The following is a 17,022-nucleotide window of genomic DNA, read 5'->3' on the forward strand; positions in this document are numbered from 1 at the left end:
TTGATGAAGATGGGTATTTTCATGATGATCTTTTTCTTGCAGGCAGCCTTGTGGAAATACTCGTCGATCGAATAGCAGCCCGATTTTTTTAACAAATTTGCTTTTGCCTGGAACACAAGGCGCGCTTCATTTTATACCCATTAAATGACAATATATTAAAGAAAAAAGTAATTTAATAATGTATTGCTAGTTCAAGTCGTGAATTCCAATAAAATAAAGCCCTTCTAGCAAAATGAGAAGGGCTGTTTTGACATGCTAATTTGCTGGAATGCGCACTGAATTTATATCAAAATTATTACATCAATAATCAGAGAGTGCTTAGGATTGTAGTCTATCAGCGACTTTAAATGTAGCGTTATCTGATTGTGCAACAGAAACACCTACTATACCTATAGTCCCTATAAACAAAACAACACAAAGCAATATTTTAGCCTTCATTTGCTATCCCACTCCTTTGAATTTGTCGTCTCGCATCATATGCAATACGGTAGAACTCAAGAGCGTCGTAAATCTTTTCTCTTTTCGTTAAAGCTTCAGCCACTATAACCCCGTAATCTTCCATATCTGCATACATGCCATTTTCCCTGAAAAACTTGAATGAATCTCTGATTAAATCTAAATCGAACGATAGGTATAACCCTTTAATCATTTCCAGCTTTGCAAGGATATCAAAATTCCTATTATTCTCAGCTACTTCCTTCCCTTCAAGGTATGCGTCTTCTGCGTTACCCAATTTACGAAGTTTTGCCATAACATAGGACAAATTAAACAGTGTTTTAGGCAAGAAACTCAGATATCCATCCCTATATAGATTCAGGGCTTCCTTCAAATGATTGGATGACTTTTCAAGTTCTTCAAGCTGATTATAACATATTCCGAGATTCAAATGCGATGAGCCAATTAAATGATCAGCACCGAGATTATTGGATTCCTCAAGCGCTTTATGTAAATTGACTAAGGCTTTTTCTGGATACATTTTGTCAATTAAATTCCCTGTAAGAATAAACTGACATTGAACTCTTCTCTCCCCATAAGTGTCATATTTTTTATATATGTTATATGCACGGTTCGCGTAATTCATCGAAAAGAATGTTTGTTTCATATGATAGTAAACTTCTGATGCCTTGAAATAAAATTCTGCTTTTTCCAACTCATCACAATCAAAAGAATCAAGCTGTTTCTCGGCATTCCTGTAAAAATTCAACGCAAGTATCAATTCTTTTTGTCTGAAATGATACATACCTGCGAAGAATTGATAGTAATATTCCAACATTCCTTCAAGGCTGTTCTGATCTCGAATTTTTTTGAACTCATCAAATCGACTCGCTAAATTACCTCCAGCATCAGAATACATATAATCAAATTGAAGGTTGTGCCGAAACAACAATAAGTTATAATAGACAATCACATCTTGATTTTGCTCCATTTGTTCTAATTCTCTTTCAACTTCTTTCCTAGTATCTTCTGCCTTGCCAGGCCAATTGTTTTTTAGGGCGGTGTACCAAAAATTCATTTTCGTCGCAACCAAATCATATGGTATTACGCTCACTTATCCTCTTCCTTTCTCGTAAGATTATAATTTTTCAGAAATATCAGCAGGTTTTTCCTTTTTCTTCATAGTAATCATTTTACATAAAAGAATAATTTTTCACAACAACATTCTAAGAAGTCTTTAAAAATTAGAGGTTTTTTGACCTAATCAATTTGATTCATTTTTCCTGTTGAATTTTAGGATTATAAAATTGGGATCAGAAAAGTAGTAGGATTATATATATCTGTTGGTATGATAAAAGGTAGTATAAAATGCGGTTTCTTTTGTTGAAACGTATCGTCACAGAATCGTTAAGAGAATATAAAATTGAGTCAGAGTTCTGACCGCACTTATCAAACCAGTGTTCCTCCGAACCGTATGATATTATAACTCAAAATTGAAACCGGCAAGCCGAAAAAAAACCGTAGATATACCCCCATCTTGTCAATAAAAATTGAAGACAGGCAATAGTTTATATCTACGGTGCACAAACACATAAAATGATGACGGGTAAACAAATCGAAATCTGCTATAACCGATGGACGACCCTACCACCTTGTTTAAAGTTGCTTAAAATAGTCTTAACCACAAATATTAGTCGCTCTGCTAATTAAGCTCCAAATCCGCGGAATAATTTGGTTTATCTTATTATAATCCGGACCTGCGACAACCACAATTTCATAAAATCGATATTGATCAATTCTTAAATGCATAATCACAACTGTGTGATCATCGGTTAAGCAGGTAACTGCACGGGCATGATTCACTACATTTGAGTAGTAATACCTTAACTCATTTGCTATGCATTCCTTGTGTCGTGCAATGTCTGAATAACTGTTGATGTTGGCTGAATAATTGACCGATGGATAAGCCATTTAATTTTCCCCCTCAGAAAATTTCCGAAAGTTATTATTTTCCAGTCATCAATTATATGCCTACTGCAAGTTAATTGTTACTTCTAAGAAATAAGTTATTCTCCCTGTTGTTGAATAAAAAAAGCAGGGTTTCCCCTGCCAATCCCCACTGTTGTAGAGAGATCAAACAAATACTTAGAAAAAAAGAAGAAGACGAACTTCAAAAGTTCGCCTCAACATTTTTTATATATTAACCAATAGACCCTTCCATTTCGAACTTGATCAAACGGTTCATCTCAACCGCGTATTCCATCGGCAGTTCTTTTGTGAACGGCTCGATGAAGCCCATGACGATCATTTCTGTTGCTTCTTCTTCAGAAATGCCACGGCTCATCAAGTAGAAGAGCTGCTCTTCAGATACTTTTGATACTTTCGCTTCGTGCTCCAATGAAATGTTGTCGTTCAAAATTTCATTGTATGGGATTGTATCAGAAGTTGATTTGTTGTCCATGATCAACGTGTCGCATTCGATGTTTGAGCGGGCGCCTTCGGCTTTGCGTCCGAAGTGGACGATTCCGCGGTATGTGACTTTTCCGCCTTGTTTTGAGATCGATTTTGAAACGATTGTGGATGACGTATTTGGTGCAAGGTGAATCATTTTCGCACCGGCATCCTGATGCTGTCCTTTTCCTGCGAGAGCGATAGAAAGCGTCATTCCGCGCGCGCCTTCGCCTTTCAGGATAACGGCAGGATATTTCATTGTCAGCTTGGAGCCGATGTTTCCGTCGATCCATTCCATCGTCGCGTTTTCTTCACAGACCGCACGCTTTGTCACAAGGTTGAAGACGTTGTTCGCCCAGTTTTGAATCGTTGTATAACGGCAGTATCCGCCTTTTTTAACGATGATCTCAACAACCGCGCTGTGAAGGGAGTTTGTTGTATAAACAGGTGCTGTACATCCCTCTACATAGTGAACGTGAGCGCCTTCGTCGACGATGATCAGCGTCCGTTCGAACTGTCCCATATTTTCTGAGTTGATGCGGAAGTATGCTTGCAGCGGAGTATCAACTTTTACGCCTTTTGGCACGTAGATGAATGATCCGCCGGACCATACCGCAGAGTTCAAGGCCGCAAACTTGTTGTCAGTCGGCGGGATGACTTTTGCCCAATGCTCGCGGAAAATGTCTTCATTTTCTTTGAGGGCGCTGTCTGTGTCTTTAAAGACGATCCCTTGAGACTCAAGATCTTCTTTCATGTTATGGTAAACGACTTCTGACTCATACTGCGCAGATACACCGGCCAAATATTTTTGCTCAGCTTCAGGGATTCCGAGCTTGTCAAATGTTTGTTTGATTTCCTCAGGAACTTCATCCCATGATCTTTCTGAACGCTCAGAAGGCTTTACATAGTACGTGATTTCATCAAAGTTCAATGAGTTTAAATCTCCGCCCCATTGCGGCATTGGCATATTGTAGAAGTGTTCAAGAGATTTCAGGCGAAAGTCGAGCATCCACTCCGGCTCTTCTTTCATGCGTGAAATTTCTTCAACGATTTCTTTTGTCAATCCCCGCTCTGAACGGAAAATGGAAACGTCTTTGTCGGCAAAACCGTATTTATATTCGCCGATATCCGGCATTTTCTTAGCCATCCATTTTCACTCCAATCTTTATTCGTTATCGCTGTTTTCTTTGGAAACGCCTTTTTCAAGGGCTTTCCATGACAATGTTGCACATTTAATCCGGGCCGGAAATTTTGAAACGCCTTGCAGGGCTTCAATATCGCCTAAATCGATCGAATCGTCGTAGTCTTTACCCTGCATCATATCTGAAAAGATCTGTGACATCTGAAGGGCGGTCTCCACGTCTTTCCCTTTGATCGCCTGTGTCATCATGGACGCAGAGGCCATTGAGATTGAGCATCCTTCGCCTTCAAATTTTGCATCTTCTACTTTACCGTCTGTTATCTTCATCGTCAGTCTGATTCGGTCACCGCATGTCGGGTTGTTCATATCAACAACGATGCTGTCATTTAAAACCCCTTTGTTTCTCGGGTTTTTGTAGTGATCCATTATCACCTGGCGATACAGTGTATCCAAGTTCACATTAAAAGACATTTGTGAAATACTCCTTTGTCTTCTGAAGAGCTTCAATCAGTTTGTCGATGTCTTCTTCCGTATTATACAGATAAAAGCTTGCTCTTGCAGTGGCAGAAACGTTCAGCCATTTCATCAAAGGCTGTGCGCAGTGATGACCAGCTCTGACGGCGACCCCTTCTGCATCAAGCACGGTTGCCACATCGTGCGGATGAACGTCTTCAAGGTTGAATGTCACGAGTCCTGCACGTTCGGCAGGACCATAGACAGTCGCGCCTTCAAGCTCTTTAAAGCGCTCCAGGGCGTAGGCCGCCAAACGGTGTTCATGCGCCAATATTTCGTCAAGTCCGATGTCTTCAAGGAAGTCAATCGCCGCTCCCAATCCGATCGCACCGGCAATGATCGGTGTGCCGGCTTCGAATTTCCAAGGCAGCTCCTTCCAAGTCGATTCGTAAAGACCGACAAAATCGATCATTTCTCCGCCGAATTCTGCGGGTTCCATGTTTTCAAGCAATGCTCTTTTTCCATACAATACCCCGACCCCGGTCGGACCACACATTTTGTGGGCTGAAAACGTGTAGAAATCGCAGTCCAAATCCTGGACGTCAATTTTCATGTGAGGCGTGCTTTGCGCACCGTCTACGACCATGACCGCGCCGTTGTCATGCGCGATTTTGGCTATTTCCTTAATCGGGTTGATCGTACCGAGAACGTTTGAAACATGCGCAGCCGAGACGATTTTTGTATTTTCCGTCACCGTTTCCCTGACATCGTCCAAGGAAATGGTTCCGTCTTCCTGAAGCGGAATGTACTTCAGCGTGGCGCCGGTTGCTTTGACAGCCTGCTGCCACGGAATAATATTCGCATGGTGCTCCATCGGTGTAATGACGATTTCATCACCAGGCTTGAGGTTTGCGCGGGCATAGCTGAGCGCAACCATATTCAGGGCCGTTGTCGTACCCCTTGTAAAAATAATTTCCTGCATCGACTTCGCGTTTATAAACTTCCTGACCTTCTCACGAGCTCCTTCATATCCATCCGTTGCTTTCGTTCCTAATGTATGAACGCCGCGATGGACATTGGAATTGTAAGAGTTATAATACTCATCAAGCGTCTCGATGACAACGCGCGGCTTCTGCGAGGTTGCCGCGCTGTCCAAATAAACGAGATCGTGTCCGTTGACCTGTTGGCTGAGAATCGGAAACTGTTCGCGAATATCTTTGGCATTCATTATTTTACTTTCCTTTCAATCACAGAGACCAGCTGCTTCTTCACGCCTTCGATCGGAAGTTCATTGACAACCGGTGCGAGGAAGCCGTAAATGACGAGGCGCTCTGCTTCTTCTTTTGGAATTCCGCGGCTCATCAAATAGTAAAGCTGAACCGGATCGACGCGGCCGACGGATGCAGCGTGCCCTGCCGTTACATCGTCTTCATCGATTAACAGGATCGGGTTGGCGTCGCCGCGCGCTTTTTCACTCAGCATAAGAACGCGTGATTCCTGCTCTGCATTTGATTTTGACGCGCCGTGCTCGATTTTTCCGATGCCGTTGAAGATCGAAGATGCGGAATCTTTCATAACGCCGTGTTTTAAAATATAGCCTTCTGAATGCTTTCCGTGATGAATGATTTGCGTTGTAAAGTTTTGAGTCTGTTCTCCTCTGCCGACGACAACCGTTTTCGTATCGCCGAATGTGCCGTCTCCATGCAGATTTGTCGTGTTTTCAGAAACGGTGTCTCCGTCATTCATTAAACCGAGCGCCCATTCAATTTTGCTGTCGCGTCCGAGTGCAATTCCGCGGCGGCTGACATAAGCCGTCACCCCTGCGGAAAGGTTGTCGACCGCACCGTATTGCACGCGGGCATTCGCGCCTGTGATCACTTCTGACACGATGTTAAAGACCGCTTCCTTAGGGTTCACAGTGCTGATGTAGTTTTCTACATATGTGACTGCACTGTTGTCATCAGCAACGACAAGTACATGGTTAAAAAGCGTTGTATCATTGCTTTCATGGACATAAACAGCTTGCACCGGCGCTTCCAGTTCGACGTTTTTCGGAACGTAAAGGAAGGCTCCGCCGTTCAGGAGGGCTGCATGCAATGCCGTTAATTTATGCTCATCGGCTTTTACGCCGTCTTTCATAAAGTATTTTTTGACTAGCTCGCCGTGTTCGCGGAACGCAGTATGAATATCTGTAAAGATGACGCCTTTATCCTGCAGCTCTTTTGAAAGAGAAAGGTAAGCCGGCGTCTGGTCTCTTTGGACATAAAGCGTTTTGTCTTCATTTCCAAGATCGATCAGCGATTTGACCTCATCTGAAAGATCATCCAAAGAATCAAGCGGTTTATTTTCTACAGTATGCTTATCAAACCGTGTAAAATTCCAATTTGTAATTTTCGTTTTATCAGGTTTCGGCAGCGGCAGATCTTCTGCTTTTTCAAGCGCTTCTAAGCGTAGATCTTGCAGCCATGCAGGTTCCTGGTGCTTCTCAGAGAAGCTTTTGACATATTCCCGATCTACAGATAGTTTTGTTTCCAATGTCATGTTTATCCCCCTAACGCTTACGCTTCTTGACCGACAGTTTCGTCTTCGATTCCAAGCTCATGCTTAATCCAGTCATATCCTTCAGCCTCAAGGCGCTGCGCCAGCTCAGGTCCGCCGGATTTCACAACGCGGCCCTGCATCATGACGTGCACGTGGTCAGGCGTAATGTAGTTCAAGAGGCGCTGATAGTGCGTGATGATCAGGCAGCCGAAGTCCTCGCCGCGCATTTTGTTGATTCCTTTTGAAACGACTTTAAGGGCGTCGATATCCAAACCTGAATCGATTTCGTCAAGAATCGCGATTTTCGGTTCGATCATCATCAGCTGAAGAATTTCGTTGCGTTTTTTCTCACCGCCTGAGAAACCTTCGTTCAAGTAGCGCTGCGCCATATCAGGATCCATTTCAAGAAATTCCATGTTTTCGTCCATTTTGCGGATGAATTTCATTAAAGAAATCTCGTCGCCTTCTTCTCTGCGCGCGTTGATCGCTGAACGGAGAAAATCGGCATTTGTAACACCGCTGATTTCACTCGGATACTGCATAGCCAAAAACAGGCCGGCCTGAGCGCGCTCGTCCACTTCCATTTCCAGAACGTCCTTGCCGTCAAGCGTGATGCTTCCTTTTGTTACTTCGTATTTAGGGTGCCCCATAATCGCCGCGGATAAAGTTGATTTACCCGTTCCGTTCGGTCCCATTACAGCGTGGAATTCCCCGCCTTTTATTTCAAGGTTTACACCTTTTAAAATCTCTTTTCCTTCAATCTCAACGTGAAGATCTTTGATTGTTAATGTCGAAGCAGCCATGAAATATACCTCCAATATATATAATCATCATTCTCAATTTATTCTCATTCTAATTTTATAACAAATGAAAAGTGAATACAACAATAGTCTTCCTATCTTTTCGTGTACATGTTCTCAAGTTTAACAAAAAACGTTTTGTTCTTAAAGAGATTGGGACAAGAAAACTTCCCCGGACGAGAGATGTGTACCTTACAATCAACAAGCTATAGAAAAACAGCGGGAATTACGAGCGGGAACGGTTTGATCCAAGGCTGCACGATTCATGACGGGAACAGCGCTCCCCTTCTATTTGGACCGTCACATGCTCCACGTTGCATTCTTTCCTTAGATATTTTGATACTTGTTTTAAGATTCTATCCCTGTCACTGTTTTCGTCTGCCACGATATGGCAGCTTAATGACGGCATATCAGATGAGATCGACCAAATGTGGAGATCGTGAACCTCTCTGACTGTCGGAATGGAAAGCAGGCCGTTTTTAAGCGCTTCCGCATCAATGTCTTTCGGTTTTCCTTCCATTAATATATGCACCGAGTCTTTCGTCACCCGCCACCCGCTGACAAGAACCAAAGCCGCGACGGCGGCGCTTGCGATTGGATCGGCGATATTCCAATTGAAGAAAAGCATGAGGAGGCCTGCGATAATCGCGCCGAAAGATCCCAGCATATCACCGATGACGTGCAAAAATGCGCTCCGCATGTTTAAATTCCCGCTTGTGTCGCCTTTCATTAATATCCAGGCTGCAGCAATGTTGACGAGCAAACCAACCGTTGCAATCACCAGCATGCCACTGCCGGCGACTTCCGGCGGGCTGAAAAAGCGGTTGTACGCTTCCCAAAAGATATAAAGTGAAATCAAAAGCAAGGTGATGCCATTGATAAACGCAGCCAAAATTTCAAAGCGCCTGTAGCCGAATGTTTTGCTCACAGTTGCGGCCTTTTCCCCAATTTTAAACGCCAAGAGGCTGAAACCAAGCGCTGCAGCGTCGCTGAGCATATGTCCCGCATCTGACAGCAAAGCGAGGCTGTTCGTCAATATCCCACCTATCACTTCAATGATCATAAAAGTAAAAATTAAACCGAAGCTGATGTAGAGCGCTTTTTGATTGGCTGATCGGCTGCCATGGTGGCTGTGACCTGTGTGATCGTGAGAATGAGCCATCATAAATCCTCCTTTTAATATATGATCATATATTCATATTTAAATTTTACCTTTTCCTTCACTTATGGTCAAGCGGATTCTAAAGACATATAGAAGGACGGATTGACATCCGCCCCCCTCGTTTTATCCGATCATGGGTAAATTTGATACGATCTGCTTGCTTTTTTGATGCTGCTCTTCGCGCCTTTTCTCAACTTCAAGCCGGTTCACATGGCTTCTGCTGTACTCCTCGTACCCCATTCCATGCGACTTGTGCATCGCTTTTTCCATTTCGGCCGTGAATTCAAGGTCAAGCTGATCTTGGCTTGAACAAATAATGAATCATCCTTTCAGAGATTTTCTTTCATAGTACCAGTTATATACAAACTCTTCAAAGATGTGTGTGCTTTCAATATGCTTTCATGGATGAAAAATCAATGCTTCATTTGCTGGAATTCTTCCATCGCCTGCAGAACGAGCGTGACAGCTTGGCTCATGGCCGCGCCCCCGCCAAATGCCGCAGTTACGCCGACCGCTTCAAGAATTTCTTCCTCCGACGCTCCGCAATCCAGGCAGCCCTTGATATGATAAATAATGCAATATTCATCCTGTGTATTAACACTGATGCCCAGTGCGATCAGCTGCTTATCCTTTTCGCTGAGCGCGCCTTTTTTAAAGCATTCCTCTGTAAATTCATTGTATTTGGCGGCAATTCCGGGCATTTTTTCGGAAAAGATGCCGATCCCTGCTTTATATTCATGCAGTGCGGATTCGATAATGCTTTCTGATTCATGCTGATTCACGTTTTGTTCCTCCATTTTCAGTTGGTAGTCTTTTTTTATTATGAGCCTCTTTTCAAAAAATACGCGAAAAAACCCCGGTTTTCTCCAAAACCGGGGTGTTCTTTCATTTACTCAGAAACAGAAATGACAGAGCCTTCATATTTTTTGTCGATGAACTTTTTAATGTCATCAGAGCGCAATACGTCCATCAGAGCTTTCACTTTGTCAGAATCTTCGTCGCCTTTGCGGACGGCGATGATGTTAGCGTAAGGATTGTCTTTTGGAGACTCAAGCTCGATTGAATCAGTTTTCGGATTGAGCTTGTTTTGGATCGCGTAGTTCACATTGATGAACACTGCGTCAGCTTCATTGGCTTCGTATGCTTTTGCCGTCATTTCAGGCGCCACATCATTTTTGATTTTGAGTTTTTTCTTGTTTTCTGTAATATCTTTTACTGTCGCATCCACTTTTTCAATGCCTGATTTCAGCTTGATCAGTCCGGCATTTTCAAGCATTGCAAGCATGCGGCCCTGTTCAGCGGCGTTGTTGCTCATAATAATTTTTGCACCGTCAGGAAGGTCTTTTAAAGATTTATACTTTTTAGAGTAAATGCCGAATGGCTCAAGGTGTACCGCGCCGACGTTAACAAGATCGTAATCTTTATTTTCTTTCATTTCCTGTTCAAGATACGGGACGTGCTGGAAGTAGTTCGCATCGAGATCTTTCGTTGCAAGCGCCTTGTTGATCAGTTTGTAGTCCGTGAAATTTTTGATTTTAAGCTCATAGCCTTTTTCTTTCAAAAGCGGCTTTGCTTCTTCAAGGATTTCAGCGTGAGGCGTCGGCGTCGCTCCGACTGTGATGACTTTGCTGTCTTTATCCCCTTCGCTGCTGGAAGATCCGCAAGCGGCTAAAACGCCTGCAAAAATGATGAATAAAGCTGTTAATAAACCTTTTTTCATGTTGATGTCCTCCCTAACGTTTGTCTAATTTATTTGTTATAAAATCCCCGATAAACTGGATGATAAACACAATAGCTAAGATGAAAATAGTGGCGATGAGTATAATATCGGGATTGTTCATCTGAAAACCGTTTACATAGGCAAGGTTCCCGAGTCCGCCTGAACCGATTGCTCCGGCCATCGCCGTCGAACCGATCAGTGCAATCGCCGTAACCGTAATGCCAGAGATCAAGGCCGGCATCGATTCGGGCAGGAGCACTTTAAATATGATCGTCGATGTTTTGGCTCCCATCGATTTTGCCGCTTCAATCACGCCTTTATCAACTTCGCGCAAAGCGATTTCAACCAGGCGGGCATAGAACGGAGCGGATGCGATAATCAAAGCCGGAAGTGCGGCGTTCGGCCCCAAGATCGTGTTCATTAAAAACTTTGTGAAACCAAGCAGCAAAATAATCAATATAATAAAAGGAATAGACCTGAACACATTGACGATTGCCGAGATTACACCGTTCACGACTCGATTCTGCCAAATGTTTCCTTTTGAAGTCAGATACAGCAGCATACCGAGAATCACTCCGATGATAAAAGCAAACAATAGGGAAATTCCTGTCATATATATCGTTTCATACGTAGCTTCCCACAGCTGCTCCATATCTACGTTTGGAAACAGTTTTTCAAACATTCGTGATCACCTCTGCTTCTACTTGACGGCTCTTGATGAAATCGACCACATCATTGACCTCGTTTTCATATCCGTCGACATGAATGAACAATGAACCGTATGCGCCGTCCTGAGTTTGCGAGATTTTGCCTTGAAGGATGTTGACTTCAACATCGAACTTCCGAATGATCTGTGTGATCAGCGGCGATTCGGCCGCTTCACCGACGAAGGTGAGCTTGATCGTCCGCCCCGATGTCGTTTCTTCGAGGAAATGCTTCAGCGTTTCCTGTGTTTCCACCGGTTCTGTTACCTGCTGAACAAAGCGCTTTGTCATTTCTTCCTGCGGCTTGAGGAATACGTTCAGCACATCGCCTTCTTCCACGACCTTTCCGTTTTCCATGACGGCCACTCTGTGGCAGATTTTCCTGATGACATGCATTTCATGAGTAATCAGGACAATGGTCAGTCCGAGCCTTTCATTGATATCGGACAGAAGACCCAGGATCGAGTCAGTCGTCTGCGGATCAAGCGCTGATGTCGCTTCATCGCATAAGAGAACTTTCGGATTGTTTGCGAGCGCCCGAGCGATGCCGACGCGCTGCTTTTGGCCTCCGCTAAGCTGTGAAGGGTAGGCATTTTCCTTGCCTTCAAGTCCGACAAGCTTTATCAGTTCAGCGACTCTTTTCAGACGTTTTGCTTTGCTGACACCGGCGATCTCCAGCGGAAACGCAATATTGTCGCGGACCGTTCTTGACCACAATAGGTTGAAGTGCTGGAAAATCATGCTGATTTCCTGCCTTGCATTCCTCAGCTTCTTCCCTTTGATCTCACTGATTGTTCTGCCGGCTACTTCAACCGTGCCTGAAGTCGGCTGTTCAAGTCCGTTCAAAAGACGGATCAAGGAGCTTTTTCCAGCTCCGCTATATCCAATAATTCCGAAGATTTCACCTTTTTTAATCGTAAGGGTGACATCCTGGACAGCATTGACATCTCCATGCTTTGACCGATAAATCTTTGAAACATTTTGAAGATTTATCAAAAGCCATCACCTGCTTTCTTGCTCAATTCTCATAGTTGTCTAAATCCCTGATCAAACAATGAAAAAAGCCTTTCTGCACACATGAGCAGAAAGGCTTTTGAATAGTCTGGGCCTTTCTCTCATCTTTCAAAGCATAACGCTTCGTGTGAATTGGCACCATTTCAACACGTGTTGATGGTTGCCGGGTTTCATAGGGCACTTCCCTCCACCTCTCTGGATAAGAGAATCATATATTTATTTTTTGATTATTATGATCGGAATTCTTAAAGTAGGATATCATGCGAAAAAATAGTTGTCAACTATTTTTCGTAAGACAATCGGCCTACGGCGAAAAGAGACGAACGTAAACGCTCGTCTCTGTCCGACTTATACACGGAATGTGCCGATTTTTCAAATTTTTAAAATGTCTCTGAATAAAGATCGCTGTTTTTAAAAAAGCCGTCCGTCAGCCATAAAATCGCTTCAAGCTTCAATAAAGCTCTGAATGAGCCTTTTACTTGAACAGTGCCGCGCTGTACGAGATGCTGCAATGAAATATCGCCGTGAAGAAGGTCAATAATCTCGCTTTGCTCTCCAAAAAAGGTCAAATGAGCTTTCTCTGCAAGAGAAGATTTTTCCATTTCTCCTTTTTCGTTGATCGCTAACGTAAAAGCTTCTTTCTCGCCTTGAAACGTAATCAGCAAAGCCGTTGTCGATAATAGAGGTTTTAAAAAAAGAGCCTTGTCCTCTCTTTCTATCAATCCCATTTTCTCCAACTGTATAACCTCCTGTAAATTGGTCATACTTACAGATTCTCTGTCTGCCGCAGGAGTTCCTTTAGGAATTGCTCGACAAGTTTTTGCTGGTTATTTCCCGAGAAATATGTCAAAACCGCCCTTAATCCACAACATTTTGTTTAATCGTATCGTATAAGTAGGAAACGGAGTGAAAAGCGTATTCTTTTTTGACGACTTCCCCGTTTTTGTAAAGGATAAAGCATGGAACGCTTTCTATTTCCTGCTGCTTGGCAAATGCCGGGGAATAATTGAGATTGTTTTTATAAAAAGGAATGTCCTTTATCATTTCATCAACGACTTCCAGCATTCTTCCGGCCAGCTGACACGTTCCGCAGAACGGCGTGTATACATATAGAAGACAGGTCTCATGTTCAAGCCGTTTTAGCTCTTTTTCTTGGAGTTCTTGCATCTGTTGAACCGCACCTCAATACGTTTTATAATAAATATTTTGTATGTACCCGGATGTTTGAACGAATTAATACTTCTGCAACATGCTGACTCGGGGCGGAAGCGACTTCTTTGTATACCCTATCGATGTATAGATGCGAAGCTTGGGGGAGCTCCCTCGTCAGCTGCCGGCGGAGCTTTTCCCCTGATTCATCGGCATCCACCAGGATATAAACGTCTTTATCAAACAGCGTTTCGGCGAATTCATCGAGTTTTGCCTGGCTGATCGTTCCGTTTGTGCAAATAATATCCACGGGCTCTTCGATGACATGCTTCACTTTTTGCTTATCTGATTTCCCTTCGACGATCATGACTTTTTCATTTTCCGGCATATGGATCACCTTTAAAGATTTACTTGTAAAAAAAGGCAGTGAATATTCACCGCCTGATTTGATTAACACCAGCCTTGGTGGTCATCACAGTCTACATATTTAGCATCCGGACCGCTTACGGTATCCGCCGTTTTGTAAAATCTCTCATCTTGGAATGAATATCCAGATTTCAACTCGTATTGATCCTTCCCGGTCATTCGGCCGATCAGCTCATTCTCATGGTACAGCTGCATTCCGCCGTTTTTTAATCGGCTTTCCACATGTTCTGTAATATCAATACGTTCTTTTTTCAGCGTCAATTTGGACACCCCCTCTTGATATAGAGTATCCAAACGACACATGGCTATCCTGAATAATCCTTAGTCTTCTTTTATCATGTCCTCATATTGCTCGGCTGTCATCAGATTTTCGATTTCAGAAGCATCGGACGGCTCGACGATAATCATCCAAGCCTTTTCATACGGAGACTCGTTGACGAATTCAGGGCTGTCTTCCAGATCTTCGTTCACTTCGACCACTTTTCCGTTGATCGGGGCATACAGCTCAGAAACGGTCTTTACGGATTCAACGCTGCCAAAAGGCTCGTCCGCTTTGATTTCGTCTCCCACTTCAGGAAGCTCGACAAATACGATGTCTCCAAGTTCGGATTGGGCGAAGTCTGTAATGCCGATTCTGACTTTATCTCCTTCTGTTTTCACCCATTCGTGTTCTTCTGAATAACGCAACTCTTTCGGTGTGCTCATGCTAACCCCTCCATAAAGTGTTTTAATCGATCCTACATTGAAGATATCATATTTTGATGGGTTATAACCAGTATGTCTTAAACTGATCTTCTTTAAAACCGACCGTTACTTTACTGCCGTCTGTCGCAATCGGGCGTTTGATCAGCATACCGTCCGAAGCCAGCAGTTCCAGCTGCTCATCTTCAGACATGTTTTGCAGCTTGTCTTTTAAGCCGAGTTCACGGTATTTTTGTCCGCTCGTGTTGAAAAACTTCTTCAATTCAAGCCCGCTTTTCTCGTAGAGCTCTTTCAGTTTTTCCTTGCTTGGCGGCTCTTCTGCGATATGTATCCCATTGATTTCTTTGCCATGGTCTTCAAGCCATTTTTTCGCTTTACGGCATGTCCCGCATTTCGGATACCAGTAAAAATCCAAAGCCATACATACACACCCCTCTCATTTAATCGAGGTAATTTTAACACAGATCGAATGAAAAACCTAAAACCGTGCTCCATTCTATAACAGCTAAAAACCCCGCCTAAGCAGGGCTTTTCGTTTAAACGATATATTTCTCAGCTTCAAAGACTCCCTTGGCTGCCTGGCGCTTTTTCTCAATGACATTGACAGGCGTAAAGCGCGTCAATTTGCGGAGCGCGGACAGCATCATCCGCAGCGAATCACCTGATTCCATCGCAATGAGCGATTCCTTGGCATGGCTTTCAATTTCCTGAAAGGCAACTTGTGCAAAAATCTGCGTATAAAGAATTTTCTGGGCGTTTTTGTCTTCCCCGGTTGCCTGGATGGCTTTTTCTGTACGCAAAATAGCTGCTTCCATGGCGTAGACCTGGCTGACAATGTCGGCGATATTCACGAGGATTTCCTGCTCCTGGTCGAGCGCTTTTCCATATTTTTGCGCGGCGAGTCCCGCGATCATGAGCGCGATTTTTTTGGCGTTTCTCAGCAGATACTTTTCCTGTTCCAAAACGCCGTCACCTGGTTCTTCAGGCATGAGCATCATCAGTTCTTCCTGAAGCGCCTTCGCTTTCTCAAACAGAGGAAGCTCGCCTTTCATCGCTTTTTTCAAGTATGTGCCCGGGACGATGAGACGGTTGATTTCATTTGTGCCTTCAAAAATCCGGTTGATCCGTGAATCGCGGTAAGCCCGCTCCACTTCGTATTCCTGCATGAATCCGTAACCGCCGTGGATTTGGACGCCTTCATCAACGATATAATCAAGCGTTTCAGATCCAAATACTTTGTTAAGGGAGCATTCGATTGCATATTCAGCGATCGATTTCGCGACCTGGCGCCCGTCTTTTTGCTCTTCTTCGCTCAAGGTGCCCATTTTGTCTTCAAACAGCCCGACCGTACGATAAACAGAGCTTTCCATCGCATAAAGTCTGGCTGACATAGTGGCGATTTTTTCCCCGATTAAGCTGAACTTTGAAATCGGCGTCTTAAATTGCTGGCGCTGATTGGCGTATGAAGCGGACAGCTCGATGACCCGTTTGGAAGCGCCGATTGTCCCGACAGCAAGCTTATAGCGGCCGATATTTAAAATATTGAAGGCGATGACATGCCCTTTTCCCGGTTCGCCTAAAAGGTTTTCTTTCGGAACTTGAACCTGGTCTAAGATGAGCGTACGGGTCGAAGAGCCTTTGATGCCCATTTTTTTCTCTTCAGGCCCTGTGGAAACACCTGCGTAATCTTTTTCCACAATGAAGGCCGAAAAATGTTCGCCGTCTATTTTCGCGTAGACGATGAAAACATCGGCAAAAGCTGAGTTTGTAATCCATTGCTTTTCACCGTTTAATATATAGTGGGTTCCCGCCTCATTCAAAACGGCCGTTGTTTTTGCCCCTAATGCATCAGATCCGGAGCCAGGCTCTGTTAAGGCATAGGCTGCAAATTTTTCCCCTGTTGCAAGGGACGGCAGATACTTTTTCTTTTGCTCCTCGGTTCCGAAAAATACGATCGGAAGCGTGCCGATCCCGACGTGCGCCCCGTACGATAATGAAAAGCTTCCCGCTCTTGAGAATTTTTCGGTAATCAGCGCCGAGCTGATTTTATCGAGCCCGAGTCCGCCATACTCTTCAGGAACGTCAGCACCGAGAAGCCCGAGTTCTCCAGCTTTTTTCAGGAGCCTGACAGAGTGATCGAAATTGTGCTCTTCAATTTCGTCGATGTATGGCAAAACATCTCCGAGAATATAATCTTCAGTCGTTTTGGCGATCATTTTATGTTCATCTGTGAAATCTTCCGGTGTAAACAGCTGATCAGCCGTCACCTCTTCGATCAGAAAGGCTCCGCCTTTTTTCATATGGTCTTTTGTTTGTTCCATTGT

At 43.8% G+C, this 17,022-nt stretch carries 19 protein-coding genes and 1 riboswitch; all 19 genes read right to left on the reverse strand.

The window, feature by feature from the left end; genetic code table 11:
• Positions 1–427: 427 nt before the first annotated feature.
• On the reverse strand, positions 428–1,549 hold the full coding sequence (locus MHH76_RS17375; RefSeq protein WP_020452864.1) for a Rap family tetratricopeptide repeat protein: 1,122 nt from the start codon (positions 1,547–1,549) through the stop codon (positions 428–430).
• A gap of 563 nt (positions 1,550–2,112) precedes the next feature.
• Positions 2,113–2,406: a hypothetical protein gene (locus tag MHH76_RS17380; protein WP_025809825.1), complete on the reverse strand. Its 294-nt coding sequence runs from the start codon at positions 2,404–2,406 to the stop codon at positions 2,113–2,115.
• Between the two features lie 229 nt (positions 2,407–2,635).
• Positions 2,636–4,033: a Fe-S cluster assembly protein SufB gene (gene sufB, locus MHH76_RS17385; RefSeq protein ID WP_020452865.1), complete on the reverse strand. Its 1,398-nt coding sequence runs from the start codon at positions 4,031–4,033 to the stop codon at positions 2,636–2,638.
• An 18-nt stretch (positions 4,034–4,051) separates the two neighbouring features.
• The gene (sufU, locus tag MHH76_RS17390; protein ID WP_020452866.1) at positions 4,052–4,498 is read right to left on the reverse strand and encodes a Fe-S cluster assembly sulfur transfer protein SufU; all 447 of its coding nucleotides are present in this window, start codon (positions 4,496–4,498) and stop codon (positions 4,052–4,054) included.
• Positions 4,488–5,708 (reverse strand): cysteine desulfurase SufS, encoded by a 1,221-nt coding sequence (sufS, locus tag MHH76_RS17395; protein WP_020452867.1) that lies wholly within the window; start codon positions 5,706–5,708, stop codon positions 4,488–4,490. Before sufS ends, sufU begins: the two co-directional genes overlap by 11 nt.
• Positions 5,708–7,021 (reverse strand): Fe-S cluster assembly protein SufD, encoded by a 1,314-nt coding sequence (sufD, locus tag MHH76_RS17400; protein ID WP_025809828.1) that lies wholly within the window; start codon positions 7,019–7,021, stop codon positions 5,708–5,710. Before sufD ends, sufS begins: the two co-directional genes overlap by 1 nt.
• A 17-nt stretch (positions 7,022–7,038) precedes the next feature.
• Positions 7,039–7,824: a Fe-S cluster assembly ATPase SufC gene (sufC, locus tag MHH76_RS17405; protein WP_020452869.1), complete on the reverse strand. Its 786-nt coding sequence runs from the start codon at positions 7,822–7,824 to the stop codon at positions 7,039–7,041.
• Positions 7,825–8,047: 223 nt separating this feature from the next.
• Positions 8,048–8,983, reverse strand: coding sequence for a cation diffusion facilitator family transporter (locus tag MHH76_RS17410; protein WP_025809830.1), 936 nt, complete (start codon positions 8,981–8,983; stop codon positions 8,048–8,050).
• Between the two features lie 413 nt (positions 8,984–9,396).
• Complete coding sequence (locus MHH76_RS17415; RefSeq protein WP_020452872.1) at positions 9,397–9,765, reverse strand: carboxymuconolactone decarboxylase family protein; 369 nt, start codon at positions 9,763–9,765, stop codon at positions 9,397–9,399.
• Between the two features lie 107 nt (positions 9,766–9,872).
• The gene (gene metQ / locus MHH76_RS17420; protein WP_025809832.1) at positions 9,873–10,703 is read right to left on the reverse strand and encodes a methionine ABC transporter substrate-binding lipoprotein MetQ; all 831 of its coding nucleotides are present in this window, start codon (positions 10,701–10,703) and stop codon (positions 9,873–9,875) included.
• A 13-nt stretch (positions 10,704–10,716) separates the two neighbouring features.
• Positions 10,717–11,385 carry a methionine ABC transporter permease gene (locus MHH76_RS17425; protein ID WP_003185053.1) on the reverse strand — a complete coding sequence of 223 codons (669 nt, stop codon included), beginning with the start codon at positions 11,383–11,385 and terminating at the stop codon, positions 10,717–10,719.
• Entirely contained in the window at positions 11,378–12,403 is a 1,026-nt protein-coding gene (gene metN, locus MHH76_RS17430) for a methionine ABC transporter ATP-binding protein MetN (protein ID WP_023856214.1), read from the reverse strand. The genes MHH76_RS17425 and metN overlap by 8 nt, the downstream gene beginning before the upstream one ends.
• 116 nt (positions 12,404–12,519) lie before the next feature.
• Positions 12,520–12,627, reverse strand: a riboswitch (SAM riboswitch).
• 174 nt (positions 12,628–12,801) lie between these two features.
• Entirely contained in the window at positions 12,802–13,158 is a 357-nt protein-coding gene (locus tag MHH76_RS17435) for an SCP2 sterol-binding domain-containing protein (protein WP_020452875.1), read from the reverse strand.
• Positions 13,159–13,279: 121 nt separating this feature from the next.
• Positions 13,280–13,588, reverse strand: a complete 309-nt coding sequence (locus tag MHH76_RS17440; protein WP_023856215.1) for a thioredoxin family protein — start codon at positions 13,586–13,588, stop codon at positions 13,280–13,282.
• A 25-nt stretch (positions 13,589–13,613) separates the two neighbouring features.
• The gene (locus MHH76_RS17445; RefSeq protein WP_023856216.1) at positions 13,614–13,958 is read right to left on the reverse strand and encodes a toprim domain-containing protein; all 345 of its coding nucleotides are present in this window, start codon (positions 13,956–13,958) and stop codon (positions 13,614–13,616) included.
• A gap of 62 nt (positions 13,959–14,020) precedes the next feature.
• Positions 14,021–14,257, reverse strand: a complete 237-nt coding sequence (locus tag MHH76_RS17450; protein ID WP_020452878.1) for a YusG family protein — start codon at positions 14,255–14,257, stop codon at positions 14,021–14,023.
• 60 nt (positions 14,258–14,317) lie between these two features.
• Positions 14,318–14,701: a glycine cleavage system protein GcvH gene (gcvH, locus tag MHH76_RS17455; RefSeq protein ID WP_020452879.1), complete on the reverse strand. Its 384-nt coding sequence runs from the start codon at positions 14,699–14,701 to the stop codon at positions 14,318–14,320.
• A gap of 61 nt (positions 14,702–14,762) precedes the next feature.
• Positions 14,763–15,119: an arsenate reductase family protein gene (locus MHH76_RS17460; protein WP_020452880.1), complete on the reverse strand. Its 357-nt coding sequence runs from the start codon at positions 15,117–15,119 to the stop codon at positions 14,763–14,765.
• 115 nt (positions 15,120–15,234) lie between these two features.
• Complete coding sequence (locus tag MHH76_RS17465; protein WP_025809836.1) at positions 15,235–17,019, reverse strand: acyl-CoA dehydrogenase family protein; 1,785 nt, start codon at positions 17,017–17,019, stop codon at positions 15,235–15,237.
• Positions 17,020–17,022 lie beyond the last annotated feature (3 nt).

This window comes from Bacillus sp. FSL L8-0193 (genome assembly GCF_037976065.1).
Lineage (GTDB): Bacteria > Bacillota > Bacilli > Bacillales > Bacillaceae > Bacillus > Bacillus paralicheniformis.

Bases quoted from the DNA above. Each gene is read 5' to 3' on its own strand.
- MHH76_RS17380 (WP_025809825.1), bottom strand. From the start codon at position 2,406: ATGGCTTATCCATCGGTCAATTATTCAGCCAACATCAACAGTTATTCA.
- sufB (WP_020452865.1), bottom strand. From the start codon at position 4,033: ATGGCTAAGAAAATGCCGGATATCGGCGAATATAAATACGGTTTTGCC.
- sufU (WP_020452866.1), bottom strand. From the start codon at position 4,498: ATGTCTTTTAATGTGAACTTGGATACACTGTATCGCCAGGTGATAATG.
- sufS (WP_020452867.1), bottom strand. From the start codon at position 5,708: ATGAATGCCAAAGATATTCGCGAACAGTTTCCGATTCTCAGCCAACAG.
- sufD (WP_025809828.1), bottom strand. From the start codon at position 7,021: ATGACATTGGAAACAAAACTATCTGTAGATCGGGAATATGTCAAAAGC.
- sufC (WP_020452869.1), bottom strand. From the start codon at position 7,824: ATGGCTGCTTCGACATTAACAATCAAAGATCTTCACGTTGAGATTGAA.
- MHH76_RS17410 (WP_025809830.1), bottom strand. From the start codon at position 8,983: ATGGCTCATTCTCACGATCACACAGGTCACAGCCACCATGGCAGCCGA.
- metQ (WP_025809832.1), bottom strand. From the start codon at position 10,703: ATGAAAAAAGGTTTATTAACAGCTTTATTCATCATTTTTGCAGGCGTT.
- MHH76_RS17425 (WP_003185053.1), bottom strand. From the start codon at position 11,385: ATGTTTGAAAAACTGTTTCCAAACGTAGATATGGAGCAGCTGTGGGAA.
- MHH76_RS17440 (WP_023856215.1), bottom strand. From the start codon at position 13,588: ATGCAAGAACTCCAAGAAAAAGAGCTAAAACGGCTTGAACATGAGACC.
- MHH76_RS17445 (WP_023856216.1), bottom strand. From the start codon at position 13,958: ATGCCGGAAAATGAAAAAGTCATGATCGTCGAAGGGAAATCAGATAAG.
- gcvH (WP_020452879.1), bottom strand. From the start codon at position 14,701: ATGAGCACACCGAAAGAGTTGCGTTATTCAGAAGAACACGAATGGGTG.
- MHH76_RS17460 (WP_020452880.1), bottom strand. From the start codon at position 15,119: ATGGCTTTGGATTTTTACTGGTATCCGAAATGCGGGACATGCCGTAAA.
- MHH76_RS17465 (WP_025809836.1), bottom strand. From the start codon at position 17,019: ATGGAACAAACAAAAGACCATATGAAAAAAGGCGGAGCCTTTCTGATC.